This is a genomic window from Murimonas intestini, assembly GCF_024622195.1.
GTDB classification, from domain to species: domain Bacteria; phylum Bacillota; class Clostridia; order Lachnospirales; family Lachnospiraceae; genus Murimonas; species Murimonas intestini.
Genome location: NZ_JANKBI010000022.1, coordinates 18,711 through 38,232, shown reverse-complemented (window position 1 = coordinate 38,232; position 19,522 = coordinate 18,711). Strand labels below are relative to the sequence as shown.

At 47.4% G+C, this 19,522-nt stretch carries 16 protein-coding genes; 12 read left to right on the top strand and 4 right to left on the bottom strand.

The window, feature by feature from the left end:
* Nucleotides 1-2: 2 nt before the first annotated feature.
* The 12 genes from NSB28_RS22180 to NSB28_RS22125 all read left to right on the top strand — a co-directional run bounded on the left by NSB28_RS22180 (nt 3) and on the right by NSB28_RS22125 (nt 14,200).
* Nucleotides 3-1,601, top strand: coding sequence for an N-acyl-D-amino-acid deacylase family protein (locus NSB28_RS22180; RefSeq protein ID WP_109747842.1), 1,599 nt, complete (start codon nt 3-5; stop codon nt 1,599-1,601).
* Between the two features lie 20 nt (nt 1,602-1,621).
* A complete protein-coding gene (locus tag NSB28_RS22175; protein WP_109747841.1) occupies nt 1,622-2,074 on the top strand; it encodes a RidA family protein in 453 nt (150 codons plus the stop codon).
* A 343-nt stretch (nt 2,075-2,417) separates the two neighbouring features.
* Complete coding sequence (ytvI, locus tag NSB28_RS22170; protein WP_109747840.1) at nt 2,418-3,506, top strand: sporulation integral membrane protein YtvI; 1,089 nt, start codon at nt 2,418-2,420, stop codon at nt 3,504-3,506.
* A 17-nt stretch (nt 3,507-3,523) separates the two neighbouring features.
* Nucleotides 3,524-4,402, top strand: coding sequence for a DUF368 domain-containing protein (locus tag NSB28_RS22165; protein WP_109747839.1), 879 nt, complete (start codon nt 3,524-3,526; stop codon nt 4,400-4,402).
* A 98-nt stretch (nt 4,403-4,500) separates the two neighbouring features.
* A complete protein-coding gene (locus NSB28_RS22160; protein ID WP_109747838.1) occupies nt 4,501-5,487 on the top strand; it encodes a diaminopimelate dehydrogenase in 987 nt (328 codons plus the stop codon).
* 122 nt (nt 5,488-5,609) lie between these two features.
* Entirely contained in the window at nt 5,610-5,975 is a 366-nt protein-coding gene (locus NSB28_RS22155; RefSeq protein ID WP_109747837.1) for an Hpt domain-containing protein, read from the top strand.
* Between the two features lie 11 nt (nt 5,976-5,986).
* Nucleotides 5,987-8,098 (top strand): bifunctional diguanylate cyclase/phosphohydrolase, encoded by a 2,112-nt coding sequence (locus NSB28_RS22150; protein WP_109747836.1) that lies wholly within the window; start codon nt 5,987-5,989, stop codon nt 8,096-8,098.
* Nucleotides 8,099-8,126: 28 nt separating this feature from the next.
* Nucleotides 8,127-9,017, top strand: a complete 891-nt coding sequence (locus tag NSB28_RS22145; protein ID WP_109747835.1) for a DegV family protein — start codon at nt 8,127-8,129, stop codon at nt 9,015-9,017.
* A 109-nt stretch (nt 9,018-9,126) separates the two neighbouring features.
* On the top strand, nt 9,127-10,053 hold the full coding sequence (locus NSB28_RS22140; RefSeq protein WP_109747834.1) for a PLP-dependent cysteine synthase family protein: 927 nt from the start codon (nt 9,127-9,129) through the stop codon (nt 10,051-10,053).
* Nucleotides 10,054-10,139: 86 nt separating this feature from the next.
* The gene (locus NSB28_RS22135; protein ID WP_109747833.1) at nt 10,140-11,423 is read left to right on the top strand and encodes an O-acetylhomoserine aminocarboxypropyltransferase/cysteine synthase family protein; all 1,284 of its coding nucleotides are present in this window, start codon (nt 10,140-10,142) and stop codon (nt 11,421-11,423) included.
* Between the two features lie 15 nt (nt 11,424-11,438).
* Complete coding sequence (locus NSB28_RS22130) at nt 11,439-12,503, top strand: metallophosphoesterase family protein (protein WP_109747832.1); 1,065 nt, start codon at nt 11,439-11,441, stop codon at nt 12,501-12,503.
* Nucleotides 12,504-12,505: 2 nt separating this feature from the next.
* Nucleotides 12,506-14,200 (top strand): ATP-binding protein, encoded by a 1,695-nt coding sequence (locus tag NSB28_RS22125; protein WP_109747831.1) that lies wholly within the window; start codon nt 12,506-12,508, stop codon nt 14,198-14,200.
* A 144-nt stretch (nt 14,201-14,344) separates the two neighbouring features.
* Here the strand turns inward: NSB28_RS22125 and NSB28_RS22120 are convergent, their stop codons facing one another.
* The 4 genes from NSB28_RS22120 to murC form a co-directional block, all read right to left on the bottom strand.
* Nucleotides 14,345-15,517 (bottom strand): ribose-phosphate pyrophosphokinase, encoded by a 1,173-nt coding sequence (locus tag NSB28_RS22120; RefSeq protein WP_109747830.1) that lies wholly within the window; start codon nt 15,515-15,517, stop codon nt 14,345-14,347.
* Nucleotides 15,518-15,655: 138 nt separating this feature from the next.
* Nucleotides 15,656-16,651 carry an ATP-binding protein gene (locus NSB28_RS22115; protein ID WP_109747829.1) on the bottom strand — a complete coding sequence of 332 codons (996 nt, stop codon included), beginning with the start codon at nt 16,649-16,651 and terminating at the stop codon, nt 15,656-15,658.
* Nucleotides 16,652-16,695: 44 nt separating this feature from the next.
* Nucleotides 16,696-17,799, bottom strand: a complete 1,104-nt coding sequence (locus tag NSB28_RS22110) for a DnaD domain protein (protein ID WP_257497809.1) — start codon at nt 17,797-17,799, stop codon at nt 16,696-16,698.
* 313 nt (nt 17,800-18,112) lie between these two features.
* On the bottom strand, nt 18,113-19,492 hold the full coding sequence (gene murC / locus NSB28_RS22105) for a UDP-N-acetylmuramate--L-alanine ligase (RefSeq protein ID WP_109747827.1): 1,380 nt from the start codon (nt 19,490-19,492) through the stop codon (nt 18,113-18,115).
* Nucleotides 19,493-19,522: the final 30 nt, after the last annotated feature.

The window sequence follows — 19,522 nt, the reverse complement described above, 5'->3', positions numbered from 1 at the left end:
TAATGAGGACCCTGATAAGAAACGGGCTTGTATACGACGGCAGCGGCAGCAGTCCTGTATTGCATGACATCCTGATCGAAGGAGACAGGATACAGGAGGTCAGAAAAGCGGGGACGGCCAGCCTGGAGGGAGATATTTGTGTAATAGATGCTTCCGGCCTGGCAGTGACGCCGGGATTTATAGACAGCCACAGGCACTGTGATGCTGCAGCTATCTTAGATGAAGGCTTTGGGAAGGCTGAACTGGCCCAGGGGATCACCACGGCTCTGGCCGGGAACTGCGGGATGAGTTTATATCCCTCCTCTGACGCGTCCAGACAGGAAATGTATGATTTTCTGGAACCGTGCCTGGGAAAGATACCGGCGGGGCTGGCAGCAGAAGATGTGGACAGCTACCTGGACCAGCTCAGGCGCAGGCCGCTGCGCATTAACCTGGGAAGCCTGACAGGGACAGGAGCTGTGAAGATCGCAGTGAAAGGTTTTTCAAAAAGCGCATTTTCAAAAGAGGAACTGGACAGGGCTTGTGCACTTGTGAGGGAATCGCTGGAGGGAGGCGCTTTCGGACTCTCCTCCGGTATCATGTATGTGCCGGAATGCTACAGCAGCCATACAGAGTACATCCGGCTTTTAAAGGAGCTGCAGACGTATTCCAGGGTATTGTCCTGTCACATCAGAGGGGAAGGCGACAGTCTTGTGGAGTCTGTGAAAGAGATCACAGGCCTGGCAGAGGAGGCAGGGATTCCCCTGAACATAAGCCATTTTAAATCAGTGGGCTGCCAAAACTGGGGCAGCCAGATCTACAGGGCCATAGAAGTGATCGAATCCTCCAAAGCTGATGTGACGGTAGATTTCTATCCCTATACAGGAGGCTCCACCACACTGATGACACTGCTCCCCCCTGAATTTGTGGAGGAGGAGATGGCAGGGACCCTGGCAAAGCTGGAGACCGCCCGGGGCAGGGATCTGCTCAGGCACATGCTGAAGGAGAAAACTCCCGGATGGGACAATATGGTACAGGATATAGGCTGGGACAGGATCATAGTCTCATCTGCGGCCAGGCCGGAAAATGAAAAATACACAGGCAGGAGCATTGCGGATAATACACAGAAATATGGATTTGAGGATGAGGTGGGTTTTTTGGCTGAACTTCTCTGCGGGGACGGGGGAAAAACAGGGGGGATACTCATGAGTATGGACCAGAGGGACGTGGATACCGTGGCCTCCCTGCCTTATTCTATGGTGATATCTGATTCACTCTATGGCAGTGCAAGTTCCCCTCATCCCAGGCTGTATGGGGCTTTTCCCAGGTTCATACGGGAATATGCCGTTGAAAGAAAGATATTATCCATGGAAACAGCAGTGCGGAAGATGACAGGGCAGACAGCGGACAGATTTGGAATACCCCGCCGGGGTTACATACGGGAAGGATATTTCGCAGACATCAATATCTTTGACCCGGAGAAGGTAAAGGACGGGGCTGATTACAGCAGGCCGGTATGCTTAAGCAGCGGAATGGACTATGTATTTGTAAATGGGAAACTGGCCTGGGAAAAAACAAAGGCAGAGGGTGCCGCCGGAAGGGTGCTGTCACCAGGAAAATAAAGATAAAAGGAGTGTTGGATATGGATGTATATGAAAAGCTTAAGGAAATGAACCTCAGCCTGCCGCAGGCTCCGGCTAAGGGAGGCGTATATGCTCAGGCGAAAAGGATAGGAAATATTATATATATATCCGGCTGCGGACCAGTCACAGACAGGGAGGTAAAGGGAAGGCTGGGAAGAGAATTCAGTACAGAGCAGGGTAAGGAATTTGCAAGAGACTGTATGCTGAATGTGCTGGCTGTCCTGGAAAAGGAAACAGGGGACTTAAATAAAGTGAAAAATGCAGTAAAAGTGCTTGTGTTTGTAGCTGGGACAGAAGACTTTTATGAGCAGCCTGTGGTAGCCAACGGCGGTACCGGACTTCTTACAGAACTCTTTGGGGATAAGGCGGGAGCGCCTGCCAGATCCGCCATCGGCGTGTACAGTCTGCCCGGAAATATACCAGTGGAGATAGAGGCACAGTTTGAAATATGAAGCAGGATTTAGAATACTTAAAAAAATCAAAGCTTTAATTAAACTTTTCTAAACCCCCTTGACGGATGTATGAATTTTCCATATAATTAGCCCAATTATCCAGCAAAAGAAAAGATAACTGTCTGTCAGAGTCAATTATCCGGCACCTGGCTTGACTTTGCCCGATGCTGGCGGGAATTAACGGACAGCTATGGAAATGGCGCTAAAATGAAAATTCCGCAGCAACACAGTCATCATCAAGAAGAACTTATAAATTTAAAATAATAAAGGCATGACCCGCGTATGATAGAGAAGGGGGTCATGCCTTTTTGTGCCTGCGGCAATATTAAGGAAAGGATAGAGTATGGACAGTCTGGGAGAAAATGTCGAGAGACGGAAGAGATTTATCATTAATTTTATGTACTGGCTGATTATAGGAGGAATCGTTTTCCTTTTGCTTAAATACGGCCTGACGTATATCATGCCTTTTCTCATTGGTTTTGGGATTGCATGGATACTCAGGAAGCCTATCAGGTTTTTGGCAGATAAATGCCGCATAAAGCAGTCTATAGTAGCAGTATTGCTTGTAATAGTGTTTTATGGCGCAGCAGGAACCCTGCTGTCACTGCTGGGAATACGGATCGTGACTGCCTGTATGGATCTGTTCGCAGCCATACCGGGCTGGTATACAAAGGATATCCAGCCGGCCCTGATGGATCTCATTGCATCCCTGGAAGTAACAATGTCCAGATTGGATGCATCCGTTGTAGAGACATTGAATGAGGTGGCTTTGAACCTTGTCAAATCACTGGGAGAGATGCTTTCAGGATTTTCAGTGAAGGCAATCGGCGCTGTTTCAAATTATGCGTCCGCGTTGCCGGGATTCCTGATCAGGGTATTGTTTGCAGTTATCTCCTCCTTTTTCTTTGCAGTGGACTACGAGAAAGTGACAGGCTTTGCCATGCGCCAGATGAAGGAGAAGCACCAGAAGATGGTGATCGTGGTTAAGGATTATGTAGTAAATACTTTATTTAAATGTGTCCGCTCCTATGCTCTTATCATGTTTATCACATTTGTGGAACTGTCTATAGGGCTGACAGTCCTGGGGATTGAGAATTCAGTATTTATTGCATTATGTATAGCCGTCTTTGATATTCTGCCGGTATTGGGGACCGGCGGTATTATGATCCCGTGGGTAGTACTGGAGGCTATCCAGGGCAACTATCCGCTGGCCTTAGGCCTGCTGGCGGTATATCTTGTGGTGACAGTCATAAGGAATATTATTGAGCCTAAAATCGTGGGAAGCCAGGTGGGTCTGCATCCTCTGGTGACTCTGATGTCTATGTTCATAGGCGCGCAGCTGTTTGGCGTACTGGGGCTTTTTGGACTCCCGATTACACTGTCACTTTTAAAAAATCTAAATGACCAGGGAGTAATCCATATATTTAAATAATAAACAGGGGGAAATGAATGCCTGACAAAAAGAGTTTAAAGGAAACAGCTGTGACCGGAATAAAAGGTGCATGGGTTGGAGGCACAATGCTGGTGCCGGGTGTCAGCGGCGGTTCTATGGCCATGATACTGGGGATATATGACAGACTGGTGTCAGCAGTAAGTTCATTTATGGAGGAGCGAAAAGCAAATCTGGGGTTTTTGTGCTCCTTCAGTATAGGGGCGCTGCTTGGAATGCTGCTCTTTGCAGTGCCGATCCTGAAACTTTTACAGAAGTATCCCATGCCCGTGATCTATTTTTTTCTGGGCGCAGTGGCTGGGGGAATACCAATGATAATCAGGAAGGCAGGAATGAAAAAATTCAGCTGGAAGACGATAGTGTATCCGGCAGCGGGGGGAGCGGCAGTCATGCTTCTGTCCCTGGTCCCGGCAGGAAATCTGGCGGCTGGTATGGATATGGGACTGCTCAAGATATTGTTTTTGCTGGCGGCAGGCATGGTGGCGGCTGTGGCCTTAGTGCTGCCGGGAATCAGTGTCTCTTACCTTCTGCTCCTGCTGGGCCTGTATGAGGAGACTATGAAGGCTATCGGGAGCCTGGATATTGCTTTTCTGCTCCCGCTGGGGACAGGAGTCATTCTGGGTATACTGCTGTCTACTAAGGCGCTGGAGAAGGCCATGGTCAAATATCCTCAGATGACCTACCTTGTAATACTGGGATTTATACTGGGCTCTGTGGCAGAGATATTTCCCGGGATACCCACAGGGAGCGGGATCCTGCCCTGTATCCTTCTGTTCGCAGCAGGGTTTGCAGTCATATGGGGAATGTCCAGGTTAGAGAGATTACAAAAACCAAATTCAGATCAGAAAAAGGAAATTCTTGCAGAATCATCCATGTGATATTATAATAAAAAAGAAAAAGAAGTTACTAATAAATTAAAAAGTGGCAGCAGTTAACTGTTTTAACGGCTGTCTGGAATCCACAGAGGAGAAATATTATGAGCATTAGAATTGGAATTTTAGGTTATGGCAATTTAGGAAGAGGTGTAGAGTGCGCCATCAAACATAATCCGGATATGGAGCTGGTAGCAGTGTTCACACGCAGGGACCCGAAGGATGTCACTATTCTTACAGAGACAGCTGCCGTCTGCAGGACAGAGGAAGCTAAGGACTGGAAGGATAAAATTGACGTGCTGATCCTGTGCGGAGGCAGCGCCACAGACCTGCCTGTCCAGACACCGGAGTATGCATCCATGTTTAATGTAGTGGACAGCTTTGATACACATGCCAGGATACCGGAACATTTTGCAAATGTTGACGCAGCGGCTAAGAGCGCCGGAAAGGTGGGCATTATCTCCGTGGGCTGGGATCCGGGAATGTTCTCACTGAACAGGATGTATGCAAACGCTGTGCTCACAGAGGGATGTGATTATACATTCTGGGGAAAAGGCGTAAGCCAGGGGCATTCAGACGCAGTCCGCCGTATAAAAGGAGTAAAGGATGCCAAACAGTATACAATACCTGTAGAGTCAGCCCTGGAATCAGTCAGGAAAGGTGAAAATCCAAAGCTTACAACACGTGAGAAACATACAAGAGAATGTTTTGTGGTTCTGGAAGAGGGCGCAGATGCAGCCAGGGTGGAAGAAGAGATCAAGACCATGCCAAACTATTTTTCAGACTATGACACAACAGTACATTTTATCAGTGAGGAGGAGCTGAAGAGGGATCACAGCGGCATACCTCATGGAGGATTTGTATTAAGGAGCGGAAAGACCGGCTGGAATAATGAGAACAGTCATCTGATCGAGTACAGCCTTAAATTAGATTCTAATCCGGAATTCACATCATGTGTGATCGTTGCATATGCCAGGGCAGCTTACCGCATGGCGGCAGAAGGACAGACAGGGTGCAGGACAGTATTCGATGTGGCTCCGGCGTATTTAAGTGCTATGAGTCCGGAAGAACTCAGGGCATCAATGTTGTAAAAGGTTTTGATGCATATATAGTTGACTTTCAGCAGGTTTTCCTATAATATGAAAGCAGGAGTTGGGGGGGTTGCGCTTTGCAGCTCCCCCCTTTTGCTAATATTCTGAAGGAGGAATAGAATATGGTACTAAATGAGGCAATGAATGAACTGAATATGGATTCAGAGAAGATTTTGAGACGGTTCGGGGGGAACAGCGCCCTTCTTCATAAATTTATGAAAAAATTTATAGATGATGAGACATTTAACAAGCTTGCAGAGGCGCTAAGTAATAAGCAGGCAGATGAGATAGAGATCCAGGCCCACACGTTAAAAGGTATTGCAATGAATCTGGGCTTTGATGCACTTGGAGCTAAAAGCGCTGCCATAGTAGAATGCATGCGCAGTAATGACAGTGAGTGCCTGTGTATAGAAAAGGCCGGTCCGCTATTTGATTCTGCCCGGGAGGAGCATGAGAAAATAATTAATGTTCTGAATCAAATGGACTAAAGGAGACGGGTATGGAACCTCAGGATAAAATAATGCTTGTAGTAGATGATATGGAGCTGAACAGGGCTATCCTGAATGAGCTGTTCAGCAGTTCATATAAGATACTTGAAGCGGAAAATGGGAAAGAAGCGTTGAAGCTGATTGAGGAATACGGTACATCTATCGTCATAGTGCTTTTAGATTTGATCATGCCTGTGATGAACGGGTTCGAAGTATTGAGACACTTATCTAACAGCGGACTGATCGAGGAAATACCAGTTGTAATGATCACATCAGAGAGTTCAGAGCAGGCTATACTGGAAGGGTATAATCTGAATGCCACAGATGTGATCACAAAGCCTTTTAATCCTGATATTGTGAGGAAAAGGGTGGAGAACACTGTAGAGCTGAATTCTTATAAGCAGCATCTGGAGAACAAGGTCCAGAGCCAGGTGGATACTATAGAAAAGCAGTCTCAGGAGCTGGAAAAGGTCAATAATTTTATAATCGATACGTTAAGCACAATAGTAGAGTTCAGGGATGTGGATACAGGACAGCATGTGAAGCGCATCAGGATGCTGACCAAGGTCCTGCTGTATGCAGTTGTAAGTGAGCACAGGGAATATGCCATGTCAGAGGAAGATATCAATGTGATCTCCAGCGCTGCTGCTATGCACGATATCGGGAAGATATCTATACCGGATCATATCCTTTTAAAGCCGGGAAAGCTGACGAAGGAAGAATTCGAGATCATGAAGACGCATACAACAAAGGGCTGCAAGCTCCTGGATTCCCTGAATTACGTGAAGACAAGCGACTATTTCAGGTTCAGCTATGATATCTGCCGTTATCACCATGAGAGATGGGACGGAGGCGGTTATCCCGACGGCCTGAAGGGGGACGGGATACCTATCTGGGCGCAGGTTGTAGGGCTTGCAGATGTCTATGACGCCCTGACTAGAGAGCGTGTATATAAGCCGGCCTATTCTCATGAGACTGCGGTAAAGATGATCCTTGACGGGGAATGCGGAATTTTTAATCCGGTCCTTTTGGACGCTTTCCTCAAGGTCCAGGATATCATCAGGCTGGATGAAGAGCTGCTCAATGAAGAGATGCCCTCCGCGTCCATGTCAGTGGAAGTGCTTCCTGAAGAGAAGAGGAAAGATACTCAGATGGCGGCGCTCAAGGAGAGGACCCTCTGGCTGCTAGAGATGGAGAGAGAGAAATACAGAATACTGGCAGAGCTTTCAGGAGAGGTGATCTTTAATTATGATCTGCAGAAGGACTGTGTTGAATTTTCTGAAAAGTGCAGGGAGCAGCTTGGCTGTGAAGAGTATATAGAAAACTTCAGCGCTTATATGGAAAAAAATATATGTGTCTATCCGGAGGACAGGCAGGAGGCTGAGAAGCTCTCATATCTGCCGAAGCGCAAACATCCTAACGGGAGGGTCCAGGTCCGTCTGTTGACAGCGCGGGGTGATTATGAGTGGTTTGAAATCAATGCCTATGTGCTTACGTCCAATGAGGGGGCCCATGAGAATATTGTATATATAGGCAAGCTCTCAAACATTAATAAACAGAAACTGGAGAAAGAGAAACTGAGGATCGATGCAACTACGGATAATCTCACGGGGCTCTGCAATTATAAGAATGTGAAGGACATGATAAGGAAATACCTGAAGGCGGGACACGGCGGAGTAGGGGCATTTGTCTTTATCGATATAGATGATTTCAAGGCGATCAACGATACTTTTGGACATCTGGCAGGCGATTCTGTGCTGAAGGCTATGGGAAATGAACTGAAGAAGCTGTTCAGGAGTTCTGATATCATGGGCAGGATCGGCGGGGATGAGTTTATTGTCTTCATTAAGGATATTGATTCTGACATTCTTCTTGCCAAGAAGATGGACGAGCTTTTGAGGAAGGTAGAGAATATCAGAATAAAAGAAGACAATTCCTGCAGGGCGTCAGTCAGCATAGGACTGTCCTGCTGTCCAAGGGACGGAAAAGATTACAGAGAGCTGTTCATAAAGGCAGATAAAGCGTTGTATGACGCGAAGCATAAAGGAAAAAACCAGTTTACCATATATAATGCGGAGCTGGAGACCAGAGGGCATGCAACTGTCCTGACTAAATTTGACTAAACGTGGCGGAAAGTGATGAGAAGACAATATGGAATATCAGATAATCAGTGATGGTTCCTGCGATCTGGGGGTCCGGACTGCAAAGGAGAATTATATAGAGATCGTACCGTTTTATGTATCATTTGACGGGGAGAATTACAAGAAAGAGATTGAGGAAATCGGAGTGAGGGAGTTCTATCAGAAAATGGTGGATAATCCCACGCTGTATCCCAAGTCTTCGCTGCCGAATGTGGAAGACTATCTCAGGGTGTTCAGACCGTATGCAGCAGAGGGAATACCTGTGATCTGTATATGTATCACTTCTAAATTCAGCGGCTCCTATACATCAGCCGTAAATGCAGGACAGATCATTAGTGAGGAATTTCCAGGGGCCAGGATCGAGGTGATCGACAGCAGTGTCAATACAGTCCTTCAGGGGCTGGTAGTGCTGGAGGCAGCTAAGATGAGGGACGCAGGCTTTACATTTGAGGAAAATGTCAGAAGGCTTGAGGAAATAAAATCCACGGGGAGGATATTTTTTACCATCGGTGGTATGGAATATCTCGTCCACGGGGGCAGAGTCGGAAAACTTATGGGCGCGGCAGGGGCGACACTTGGTATCAGACCGCTGATCACCCTCAAAGAGGGGGAGATCTTCCCGTCAGGGATCAGCCGCAGCAGAAAAAAATCCATGCAGAAAGTCATTGAGCTGGTGAGGAAGCATTTCCATGAGACAGGGGAAGATCCAAACAGCTACAGCTTTGTGACAGGATATGGCTATGATTATGAGGAGGCAGTGGGATTCAGGGATGAGCTTCTCAGATCCCTGTCAGAGTATTCCAATGTCAGGCAGATGGATATTTATCAGATCGGAGCAACTATCGGGGTCCATACAGGCCCCTATCCGATAGGCACAGGTCTTGTCAAAAAAGCGGTTTAGTTAAGAGGGATGCCCGAAATATGGCATCCCTCAAAATTTTCTTAACGAATACCGCAGATATGAATAAGATAGTAGTAGACTCATTGAAATGTCAGATAAGGAGAATTCTATGATTTATGATAATGTGCTGGAGGCCATAGGCCATACGCCTATGATCCGGCTGAACAGGATGAGAGAAGAAGGCATGGCGGAGATTCTGGTAAAATATGAAGGTGTGAATATCGGAGGCTCCATTAAGACAAGGACTGCCTGGAACATGCTGAAGGCTGCTGAGGAAGCGGGGGATATCAGGGAAGATTCTATTATCGTGGAACCTACAAGCGGGAATCAGGGAGTCGGCATAGCTCTGGTGGGAGCGGTGAAGGGCTACAAGGTACGCATCATTATGCCGGATTCTGTAAGCGAAGAGAGAAGGAAGCTGGTGCAGCAGTATGGAGCAGAAGCAGTTCTTGTACACGATGACGGCGATATAGGAAAATGTATAAGCGAATGTCTTCAGATGGCGCTGAAAATGGCAGAAGAGGATGAAAGGGTCTATGTACCGCAGCAGTTCTGCAATCCCAATAACCCCCTTGTGCATAAGTATTATACGGCTGTGGAGATCCTGGAGCAGGCAGAGGGCCCGATCCACGGGTTCTGCTCAGGCGTAGGGACGGGAGGGACCCTCTCAGGCATAGGAGAAGTGCTGAAGAACCAGTACCCGGATATAACCATCTGGGCTGTGGAACCGGAGCATGCTGCCATATTGTCAGGAGGCAGCATCGGGACACATCTGCAGATGGGGATCGGTGACGGGCTCATTCCGGAGAATCTGAATATGGATATCTATGAGGATATCTGTGTGGTGACGGACGAGGAAGCCCTGGAAGTCTCCAGAAGGCTGGCAAGGGAAGAAGGACTGCTGTGCGGGATATCCAGCGGCTCAAATGTGGCGGCGGCCCTGAAGCTGGCCAGGAAACTGGGGCCGGGCCGGCGTGTTGTAACCATTTTGCCTGATACGGGGGAGCGGTATTTCAGCACACTTTTGTTCCGGTAATATTTGAATAGAGAAGTGCCTTATGTTATAATAGCTGCATTATAGATATTATAACATAAGGTGTGACATATGAGAGAGGAGAAACTATGAGCAATTATAAGATTGAGACTAAATGTATCCAGTCCGGCTGGAAGCCTGAGAAGGGGGAACCAAGAGTACTGCCTATCTATCAGAGTACCACGTTCAAATATGATACGACTGAGGAGATGGGGAAGCTCTTTGCACTTGAGGAGAACGGGTATTTCTATACAAGGCTCCAGAATCCCACCAATGATGCGGTGGCGTCCAAGATAGCCGACCTGGAGGGCGGAATCGCGGCTATGCTGACTTCTTCAGGGCAGGCGGCCAATTTCTATGCAGTGTTTAATATCTGCGAAGCAGGGGACCACATTGTATCCGCAGCGTCTATCTATGGAGGTACATATAATCTTTTCGGGACTACATTAAAGAAGCTGGGCATTGACTGCACATTTGTAGATGCAGATGCCCCGGCGGAGGAGATCGCAAAGGCATTCAGGCCGAATACGAAGGTATTATTTGCGGAAACCATCGCCAACCCGGCGCTTGTTGTCCTGGATATTGAGAAATTTGCAAAGCTTGCCCATGATCATGAGGTTCCTCTTATTGTTGACAATACATTTGCTACGCCGGTCAACTGTAGGCCTTTTGAGTGGGGGGCAGATATAGTGACACATTCCACCACAAAGTATATGGACGGCCATGCAATGCAGGTGGGCGGAGCTATAGTGGACAGCGGAAATTTTGACTGGATGGCATACGGGGATAAATACCATGGCCTCACAAAGCCTGATGAATCTTACCACGGTGTGGTCTACGCAGAGAAGTTTGGGAAGGCTGCGTATATACAGAAAGCAACGGCCCAGCTGATGCGTGACCTGGGCTCAATCCCGTCACCTATGAACTGCTTCCTGCTCAATGTAGGCCTTGAGACACTCCCACTGAGGGTGGAACGCCATTGCAGCAATGCGCAGAAGACAGCTGAGTTTCTGGATGCCCACGAAAAGGTTTCCTATGTAAATTATGCGGGCCTTCCGGGAGATAAATATTATGAGCTGGCAAAAAAATATATGCCGGACGGAACCTGCGGGGTCATTTCCTTTGAGTTAAAGGGCGGCAGAGAGACAGCTGTGAAATTTATGGACAGCCTTAAAATGGCGGCGATCGTCACACATGTGGCAGATGCCAGGACAAGCGTTCTGCATCCGGCAAGCCATACACACAGGCAGATGAATGACCAGCAGCTGGCCGAAGCCGGAGTGTCACCAGGACTCATCCGCCTTTCCGTTGGAATAGAAAATATAGAAGATATCATTGCAGACCTGGCTCAGGCTCTGGATAACGTAGAATAAACAGGTGCAGGTACAGTGAAATTTATTCATATAGCAGATGTGCATCTGGGGGTAACTCCGGATGCAGGTTTTAAATGGAGTGAGAAGAGGGCAAAAGAAATCTGGGACAGCTTTGGCAGGATAGTCGGACTGGCCCGTGAACAGGAGGCAGACCTGCTGCTGATAGCGGGAGATCTGTTCCACAGGCAGCCACTGGTACGTGAGCTGAAAGAGGTGGACTATCTTTTTTCAACGCTGACAAACACTCAGGTAGTGCTGATAGCGGGAAATCACGATTATCTGAAGGACGGTTCTAATTATTGGAATTTTCACTGGAGTGAAAACGTACATTTCCTGTATCAGCAGGAATGTGAAAGCGTCTTTTTCCCTGAACTAAATACCAGGGTATATGGCCTGAGCTATCACACAAGGGAGATCACGCAGCCGCTCTATGATGAGCTGATGCCCGTGAAGGATGGAAGCTGTTCCATCCTTCTGGCACATGGCGGTGATGCCCGCCATATTCCCATAGACAGGAGGAAGCTGGCTTTGGCCGGCTTTGATTATATTGCGCTGGGACATATCCACAAGCCCCAGGTACTGATTCGGGACAAGATGCAGTACTGCGGTGCAATAGAGGCGCTCGACAGGGATGATACAGGAGTCCACGGACACGTGGAGGGAATTATTGAGAATGGAAAGGTGTGTGCCAGATTTGTGCCGGATGAGGGCAGGGAGTACAAGGAGCTGGATATCAGAGTTGATTCAGGGAGTACAGACCTGTCAGTTATGCAGCAGATATCAGAGAAGATAGAACTCCTTGGAAGAAAACATTTTTATAAGATAAGGCTGGCCGGTTTCCGTGATCCTGATATTATCTTTAATATAAAGAGATATTATGAGCTGGGGCAGGTGGCGGATGTCAGAGATGAGACAGAACCTGATTATGATTTCACAGTCCTGGAGGAAGAATACAGGGACGGGATCATAGGTGAGTATATCCGCCAGCTTAAGGGGGACACCCTTATGGACCATCTGGATGAAATAACAAAAAAGGCCCTCTATTATGGAGTACAGGCTTTGCTGGAGACAAAGGAGTAGATATGCAGTTACTGGAATTGCGGTTAAAGAATTTCGGCAAATTTTCCGGCCAGAGGATCTGTTTTCATCCCGGAGTCAATATTATCAGCGGTGAAAATGAGATGGGGAAGACGACCATCCATTCCTTTATCAGGGGAATGCTCTTTGGAATCATTGCACAGCGGGGAAGGGCCGCAAAAAATGATGAGTATACGCTCAGGGAGCCGTGGGAAAACCCTTATTATTATGCAGGAACGCTGAAGCTGGAAAGCGGCGGCAAGGTATTCAGGATCGAGAGAAACTTCCAGAAGCGTGATAAGAGTGTCTCGCTGGTGTGTGAGACAGATGGTGAGGAGATGAGTGTGGAACACGGAGACCTGGAGGTTCTGCTGGAGGGGATGAATGAGCAGGCCTTCAGGAATACTATTTTTATCACGCAGAAATCCAGCGCTACTGATGCAGGCCTGGCTGAAGAACTGAAGAATTATATGACTAATTTAAGAGAGGCCGGGGACGCAGGTATTTACGTGGAAGCAGCTCTTAAAAGCCTGAATGAGAAGAAGAAGAGAACGCAGTCAATCATCAGCCAGGAAGAAGCCGGAAACGAAGAGCAGGCGGAGCAGATATCCCGCCGTATGGAATATGTCAGGCAGGAACTGGATTCTGCCGAAAGAGAAGTCCAGGAGCGCCGGATGAAAAGCAGGGAGCTGGAGGAGCGGTGGAAGCTGGCTGTCATGCAGTACAAGAAGGCGGCAGACGCCGCCAGGCAGCAGCATAAGGAATCAGAAGATGTGATAAGAGACAGTATAGGCAGAAGCCGCCGGGAGGAGGCAGAACGGAGGGCAGCTCTCAGAAAGAAGAGAAGGGCGCTGCAGCTGACGGCGGCCTTTTTAAGCCTGGCAGCCTTCCTGGGATGTATCTTCCTGCCGTCTGTCACAGGGAAAGCGGCGGTGGCGGCAGTGTGGCTGCTTTGTATGCTCGCAGGTGTATGGTATGTGATCAGAAGCGGCGGATCATCACAAAACGAGGAAATGGGCGCGGATACATACAGAGAGCCCGGCCCGGAAACAGGACGCATCAGGGAGCCGTCATACGGCACAGGAACAAATGCAGCCAAAGAGGCTGCAAAGCTGGCTGAAGGCCTGGAATCGCTCCAGGGTGAACGCCAGAAGATGTCATGGGGCATAGAACATCTGAAGGCGGAAATAGCAGAAAAGAAAATACTGCTGGGAAATCTGGAGGAGAGCCTGGAGGAAGCACACAGCCTGAAGGGGAATCTGGAAAGCCTGAAGAAGGAACTGGAGGCCCTGGAGCTGGCTGACAGGACCATACGGACAGTATCCAGGGAAGGGTATCTGACTCTTGCAGAACAGGTGGAGGAAAAGGCATCCGGGATCATCAGAGAGATTACGGAAGGAAAGTACACAAGCATCAGTCTGGATGAGAATATGGACGTGAAGGTGAATACCCCTGACAGGCTTCTGAAGCTCTCACAGGTCAGCAGGGGTACAGCAGACCAGATGTATTTTGCAGTCAGGATGGCAGCGGGGGAGGTATTCACAAAGGGAGCCTGCATGCCTGTAATACTGGATGAGGCATTTGCCATGTATGATGACAGGAGGCTGTTCAATACCCTGAAATGGCTGAAGAAGAGCGGCAGACAGGTGATTTTATTTACCTGCCACAGACGGGAAGAAGAGATGATGAAAAGAATATAACTATTCAGCTGGTCTGTGCATTTACTGCACAGACCGTAAGAAAATGATTCAAGTGTGTAAAAATAATCACAGCAGAGAGACAGATCAGGCCGCGGAATATTTCCGCGGCCTGAATTTAAATGTATTAAATGTACGTAATATGATCTACTGATTATGCTTTGCCAGGAAGTTATTGATCCTGTCTACAGGGCTTAACAGGCTGCTGATAGAAGCGTCATGGTTAAGAGTATCAATGATATAAGCAATATATTTGCTGAGGTCACAGTTCATATAGTAAGGCTTCTGAAGCAGCTCAGGTGTCTGGTAGATGAGGTTTGTCGTAAGGACAAAGTCAAAGATACCATCTTCATGTGCCTTGTCAAACTTATCCATACCATTGGTGAAGAGGCCGAAGGTCGCACAGATGAATATCCTTCCGGCTTTCCTCTTCTTGAGTTCAGCTGCTACTTCCAGCACACTTGTACCTGAGGAGATCATGTCATCTATAATGATCATGTCCTTGCCTTCCACATCTGAGCCTAAGAATTCATGGGCTACTATGGGGTTGGAGCCGTTCACGATAGTGGCATAGTCACGGCGCTTATAGAACATACCCATATCCAGGCCCAGGACATTTGCCATATAGATAGCGCGGTTCATTCCGCCCTCATCGGGGCTGATGACCATGGTATTGTCTTTGTTGATCTTCAGTGTGGGAACTGCGCGGAACAGACCCTTGATAAACTGGTATACAGGCTGTACAGTCTCAAAGCCTTTCAGGGGGATGGCATTCTGTACCCGGGGATCATGGGCATCAAAGGTGATGATGTTGTCAACACCCATGCGCATAAGCTCCTGGAGCGCCAGTGCACAGTCCAGGGATTCACGTCCGGTGCGCTTGTGCTGACGGCTCTCATATAAGAAAGGCATGATGACATTGATCCTTTTTGCTTTTCCGGCCACTGCTGCGATGATACGTTTCAGATCCTGAAAATGATCATCAGGAGACATATGGTTTGTGTATCCGCACAGAGAATAGGTCAGTGAATAATTGCAGACATCCACAAGAATATACAGGTCATCACCGCGGACAGATTCATTGATGATTCCCTTAGCTTCTCCGGAACCAAAACGCGGGACCTTTGTATTAAGGATATAGCAGTCCCTCTGATAGCCTTCAAAAGCGATGGTTGTTTTATGCTCCATCTCACGTTCTTTACGCCAGGTGACAAGATAATTGTTGATCTTTTCACCGATGGTCCGGCAGCTCTCCAGAGGTATGATCCCCAGCGGTCCTACAGGGATAGTTTCCAGATTGCGTTCTTCTATTGGTTGCATGATTGATTCCTCCGTTAGTTTTACATTTCTTCCAGATGCGGCAGAAGCGAAAAATGTAATTTTTTGCCGCATAACAGTATGAATATAGTTTATATCATATTGTATACAAAGGTCAAGGTTGTAAATTGCTTAATTTTTTTAATATTTCGACAGCTTCTTTTGTATACGTATGTCATCGCCAATGAGCTTCAGCATTTTATAGTTGCTTGTGATACGGGAAAAAACTCTTTCAGAATAAGTGTCTGCAAATATGTCAATAGGCAGATTTGTAGAAATTATCGTGGATTTCTTCCGGAGAAGCCTTTCATTGATAGTCAGGAAGAGCTGAGATGAGACAAAAGAATTTGTCAGCTCAGTCCCCAGGTCATCGATGATCAGCAGGTCACAGTCAAATATATAAGAATAAAGCTCTGCCTGTTCATCCTCTTTTACGCCTTTTCTGAATGTATTTTTGGCAAAGGTATCAAACAGCTCAAATGCCGAAAAATAGATCACGGAATGAGCAGAGTCGATCAGTTCCTTTGCAATGCAGTGGGAGAGGAAGGTCTTTCCCACGCCTGTATCTCCGTAGAAGAAAAGGCTCTCGTGCACCTCATCAAAGTTGTCGATAAAATGGCCGCATTCCGCGACTATTTTTTTTATGGTCGCCAGGGCCGAGAGTCCTGTGGCCGGTTCAATTATCAGGTCAGAATAATAACCGTAAGAAAAATTGGAGAAATTCTCTTCCTTTAAAACTTCACGGATATTTGACTGAGTATAGAGCAGGTCTATGATAGCCTGCTTGAAGCAGTGGCATTTTTCATTTCCTATATAACCTGTGTCTTTGCAGTCCTCACAGAAATATCTGGGTTCCAGATAGTCAGGGGGATAACCGTTTGATGATAAAAGGTGGGGACGCATAGCCGCAAGGCGGCTGATATCATTTTTGAGGCCGTCGAGCGCCCTGTCATCGCCTTCAAGGAGCTTGCGTCCTCTGGAAACGCTCAGGGCGGCGATCTGCTGGTCAATCTCCCTGAGGGCAGGGATAGCCTCATATGCCTCATCTATGCGTTTCATCTGGTCACGCCTGCTCTGAAGCTGCTTGCGGTTATACTCACGGATGATCATGTCGTATTGTGAATTCTTCAGTGCCAATTTTCACATTCCTTTCTCAGAGTCTGTCTGAAAACAGACATGCGCTAGCGGTTCAGAAGCTGCTCCTCCAGTTTCTTGTAATCGTATTCCCTCTGGTGGAAGTTATTGAATTTATTGCCGGAAGGAGCGGAGGGCGCCTTTTGTTTTGGGGCGGCAGCCTTTTTATTCTGCTGGTGCCTGATATCCAGCTGTCTGATGTCATTTATATGTTTGATTCCGTTTTTGTGCCAGTCCTCTAAAATCTTATTGGCATACTGGAAGTTGGGCTGGTGCGTTTGGGCTATTGTCCTGCTGCAGGCTTCCTGGATGATGTCCAGTGTAAAGTGGTATTCATTGAGCCAGCAGTTCATATAGTCAGTCTCTGGTTTGGCAGGCCCTCTGCCCTTTATACCGAAAGTATTTAATATAGTATAATAATTTTTATTATAAAGGTTGGTGCTGTCTTTTGCCTCCTGGACGGTCTTGATGCCCTCCTGTGACCATGCGAGGGCGACAGTCTCTATGTAGCGTGCACTTTTGCTGCCCTTTGAAACACAGTATTCAATCAGGTATTCGATCAAGTCTGCTGAAAAGTGCAGTACGTCATAGAAATACAGGATATTTGACACCTCTGAAGGACTGAGAGTCTTGCCTAGGTATTGTTCTGCAATAAAAATGAGCTGCCTGATGTCCTCAGAATCCTTAAGCGCCTTGACCCTGTCAGGGCTGAGGGCAGGTTTGGGGATGGAAACGGGAGCGCTTGCTGCAGGCTCATCGGAAGAAGTAAGATATTCAGACTCCTCCTGTACGCCCTGCAATGTATCCGCAGGCTGTTCTTCAGCAGCGGCAGCAGCGGTCTCTTCCACGGGAAGATCCAGGAAGGAGACTCCCAGAAGCTCATCGCCTTCCCCGTATGTGAGTTCAAGAAGGCCCAGCTTTTCCCAGTAAGACAGTCCCCTGCGTATATCCTTCTCTGTGTGGTCAAAGGTATCGGCCAGGGCGGAGACTGTTATGGCCCGTCCGGCGCAGGCACAGCGGAACAGGAACAGGTACAGCTTTACATATTCTCCGTTTGCGGCCGGCAGATAGTGGTCAAGAAAGTAATTTTGTATGATCGTCACGTCATTAGTGGGTCTTGTGTATAAAGATATTGATTTCAATTTATTCACCTGGATTTTCGTTCTTATTAATAATGGAATATTTATCGAACCCCAGTATAACACAGATTTTTTGAAAAGAGAATAGCAGTTTTCAGGAGCAGGGCTGTCCACAGGCCGGAGGAAAAACTTTGTGGATAATGTGGATAATGTGGATAAAATGGGGACAGAAAAAAAGTGCAACCTGTAGAATCCTTATAAAATAAGGGATTGTCGAATGTTGTGGATTTACGTAATGAAAGTTATGTAAACACAGGTATCCACAAAAAAATCCACATGTCCGGACACAATATAATGTGCATAAACATGTGGATAATGTGGATAACTATTGTCCAAGCAGGCTTTCCCCTATTTTTACAACGTCTCCGGCGCCCATAGTTATCAACAGGTCACCGTGCATACAATTTTCTAATAAAAAATTTTCTATTTCGTCAAAAGACGGGAAGTAATATGCATCTGAGCCTCGATCCTGAATATGTTCCATCAAAGTCTCGGAACTGATCCCCAGATTATCTGTCTCACGCGCGGCATATATATCAGCCAGCACAACTTTGTCAGCCAGAGACAGGGCTTCTGCAAACTCGTCCATAAGCGCTTTAGTACGTGTATAAGTATGTGGCTGGAACACGCACCATATAGTTTTATGGGGATATTTTCTGGCGGCATTTAAGGTGGCACGGATCTCGGTGGGATGGTGGGCATAATCATCGATCACTGTCACGCCTCCGATTTCTCCCTTTTTCTCAAAACGGCGGTTTGTGCCTGAAAACTCCATAAGGCCTCTCTGCATTGTCTCCAGCGGGATACCCATGATATCCGCCAGTGCCAGGGATGCACAGGCATTTGATACATTGTGGCTGCCGGGTACACTCAGGCAGAAATGTCCGAAAGTCTTTCCTCCTTTTATAAGGTCAAAGGAACCTAAGGCCAGCTCGTCATAGGTGATATCTGCCGGGGAATAGTCACTCTCGGGGGATGAGCCGTAAGTCACAACACGGCACTTGAGGCCGTCTGTGATTTTCTGGTAATCAGGTATGTCACTGTTGATAATGAGGATACCGTCTTCAGGAAGCCTTTCTGCAAAGAGCCTGAAGGAACGGCGGATATCATCCAGGTCTTTGAAGAAATCCAGATGATCTGCGTCAATGTTCAGGATAATGCTTATCTTTGGATAAAAATGCAGGAAACTGTTCGTGTATTCACAAGCCTCTGTAATAAAAGTCTCATGTCCGCCCACACGGATGTTTCCGTCTATTGCTTTCAGGATGCCGCCCACTGAGATAGTAGGGTCCATTTCAGCGGCGAGGAAGATATGGGAAATCATAGAGGTGGTAGTAGTCTTTCCGTGAGTGCCGGATACAGCAATAGGTGTCTTATAATTTCTCATCATCTGTCCCAGAAGCTCAGCTCTGGTCATCATTGGCACACCCATTTTTACAGCTCCCTCATATTCGGGATTGTCGGGATGGATGGCGGCTGTATAAACGACGAGTTCAGTATTTTCTTTTATATTAGAAGCACGCTGTCCGTAATACACGACAGCGCCTTTTTCCTCCAGCCATCTGGTCAGAGGGGATTCCTTTGCGTCAGAGCCTGAGACGACAAAGCCCCGGTCCAGCAGGATAGCGGCCAGTCCGCTCATACTGATTCCTCCGATGCCGATGAAATGGATGCTGAGTGGTTTTTTGAAATCTATCTGATACATAATAACGTTCTCCTTTGTTTCTGATAAAGG

Excerpts from the sequence above, each read along its gene's own strand:
- NSB28_RS22120 (WP_109747830.1), bottom strand. The coding sequence starts at position 15,517 with ATGCAACCAATAGAAGAACGCAATCTGGAAACTATCCCTGTAGGACCG.
- NSB28_RS22145 (WP_109747835.1), top strand. The coding sequence starts at position 8,127 with ATGGAATATCAGATAATCAGTGATGGTTCCTGCGATCTGGGGGTCCGG.
- NSB28_RS22155 (WP_109747837.1), top strand. The coding sequence starts at position 5,610 with ATGGTACTAAATGAGGCAATGAATGAACTGAATATGGATTCAGAGAAG.
- ytvI (WP_109747840.1), top strand. The coding sequence starts at position 2,418 with ATGGACAGTCTGGGAGAAAATGTCGAGAGACGGAAGAGATTTATCATT.
- NSB28_RS22165 (WP_109747839.1), top strand. The coding sequence starts at position 3,524 with ATGCCTGACAAAAAGAGTTTAAAGGAAACAGCTGTGACCGGAATAAAA.
- NSB28_RS22140 (WP_109747834.1), top strand. The coding sequence starts at position 9,127 with ATGATTTATGATAATGTGCTGGAGGCCATAGGCCATACGCCTATGATC.
- NSB28_RS22160 (WP_109747838.1), top strand. The coding sequence starts at position 4,501 with ATGAGCATTAGAATTGGAATTTTAGGTTATGGCAATTTAGGAAGAGGT.
- NSB28_RS22180 (WP_109747842.1), top strand. The coding sequence starts at position 3 with ATGAGGACCCTGATAAGAAACGGGCTTGTATACGACGGCAGCGGCAGC.
- NSB28_RS22150 (WP_109747836.1), top strand. The coding sequence starts at position 5,987 with ATGGAACCTCAGGATAAAATAATGCTTGTAGTAGATGATATGGAGCTG.
- NSB28_RS22175 (WP_109747841.1), top strand. The coding sequence starts at position 1,622 with ATGGATGTATATGAAAAGCTTAAGGAAATGAACCTCAGCCTGCCGCAG.
- NSB28_RS22135 (WP_109747833.1), top strand. The coding sequence starts at position 10,140 with ATGAGCAATTATAAGATTGAGACTAAATGTATCCAGTCCGGCTGGAAG.
- NSB28_RS22125 (WP_109747831.1), top strand. The coding sequence starts at position 12,506 with ATGCAGTTACTGGAATTGCGGTTAAAGAATTTCGGCAAATTTTCCGGC.
- murC (WP_109747827.1), bottom strand. The coding sequence starts at position 19,492 with ATGTATCAGATAGATTTCAAAAAACCACTCAGCATCCATTTCATCGGC.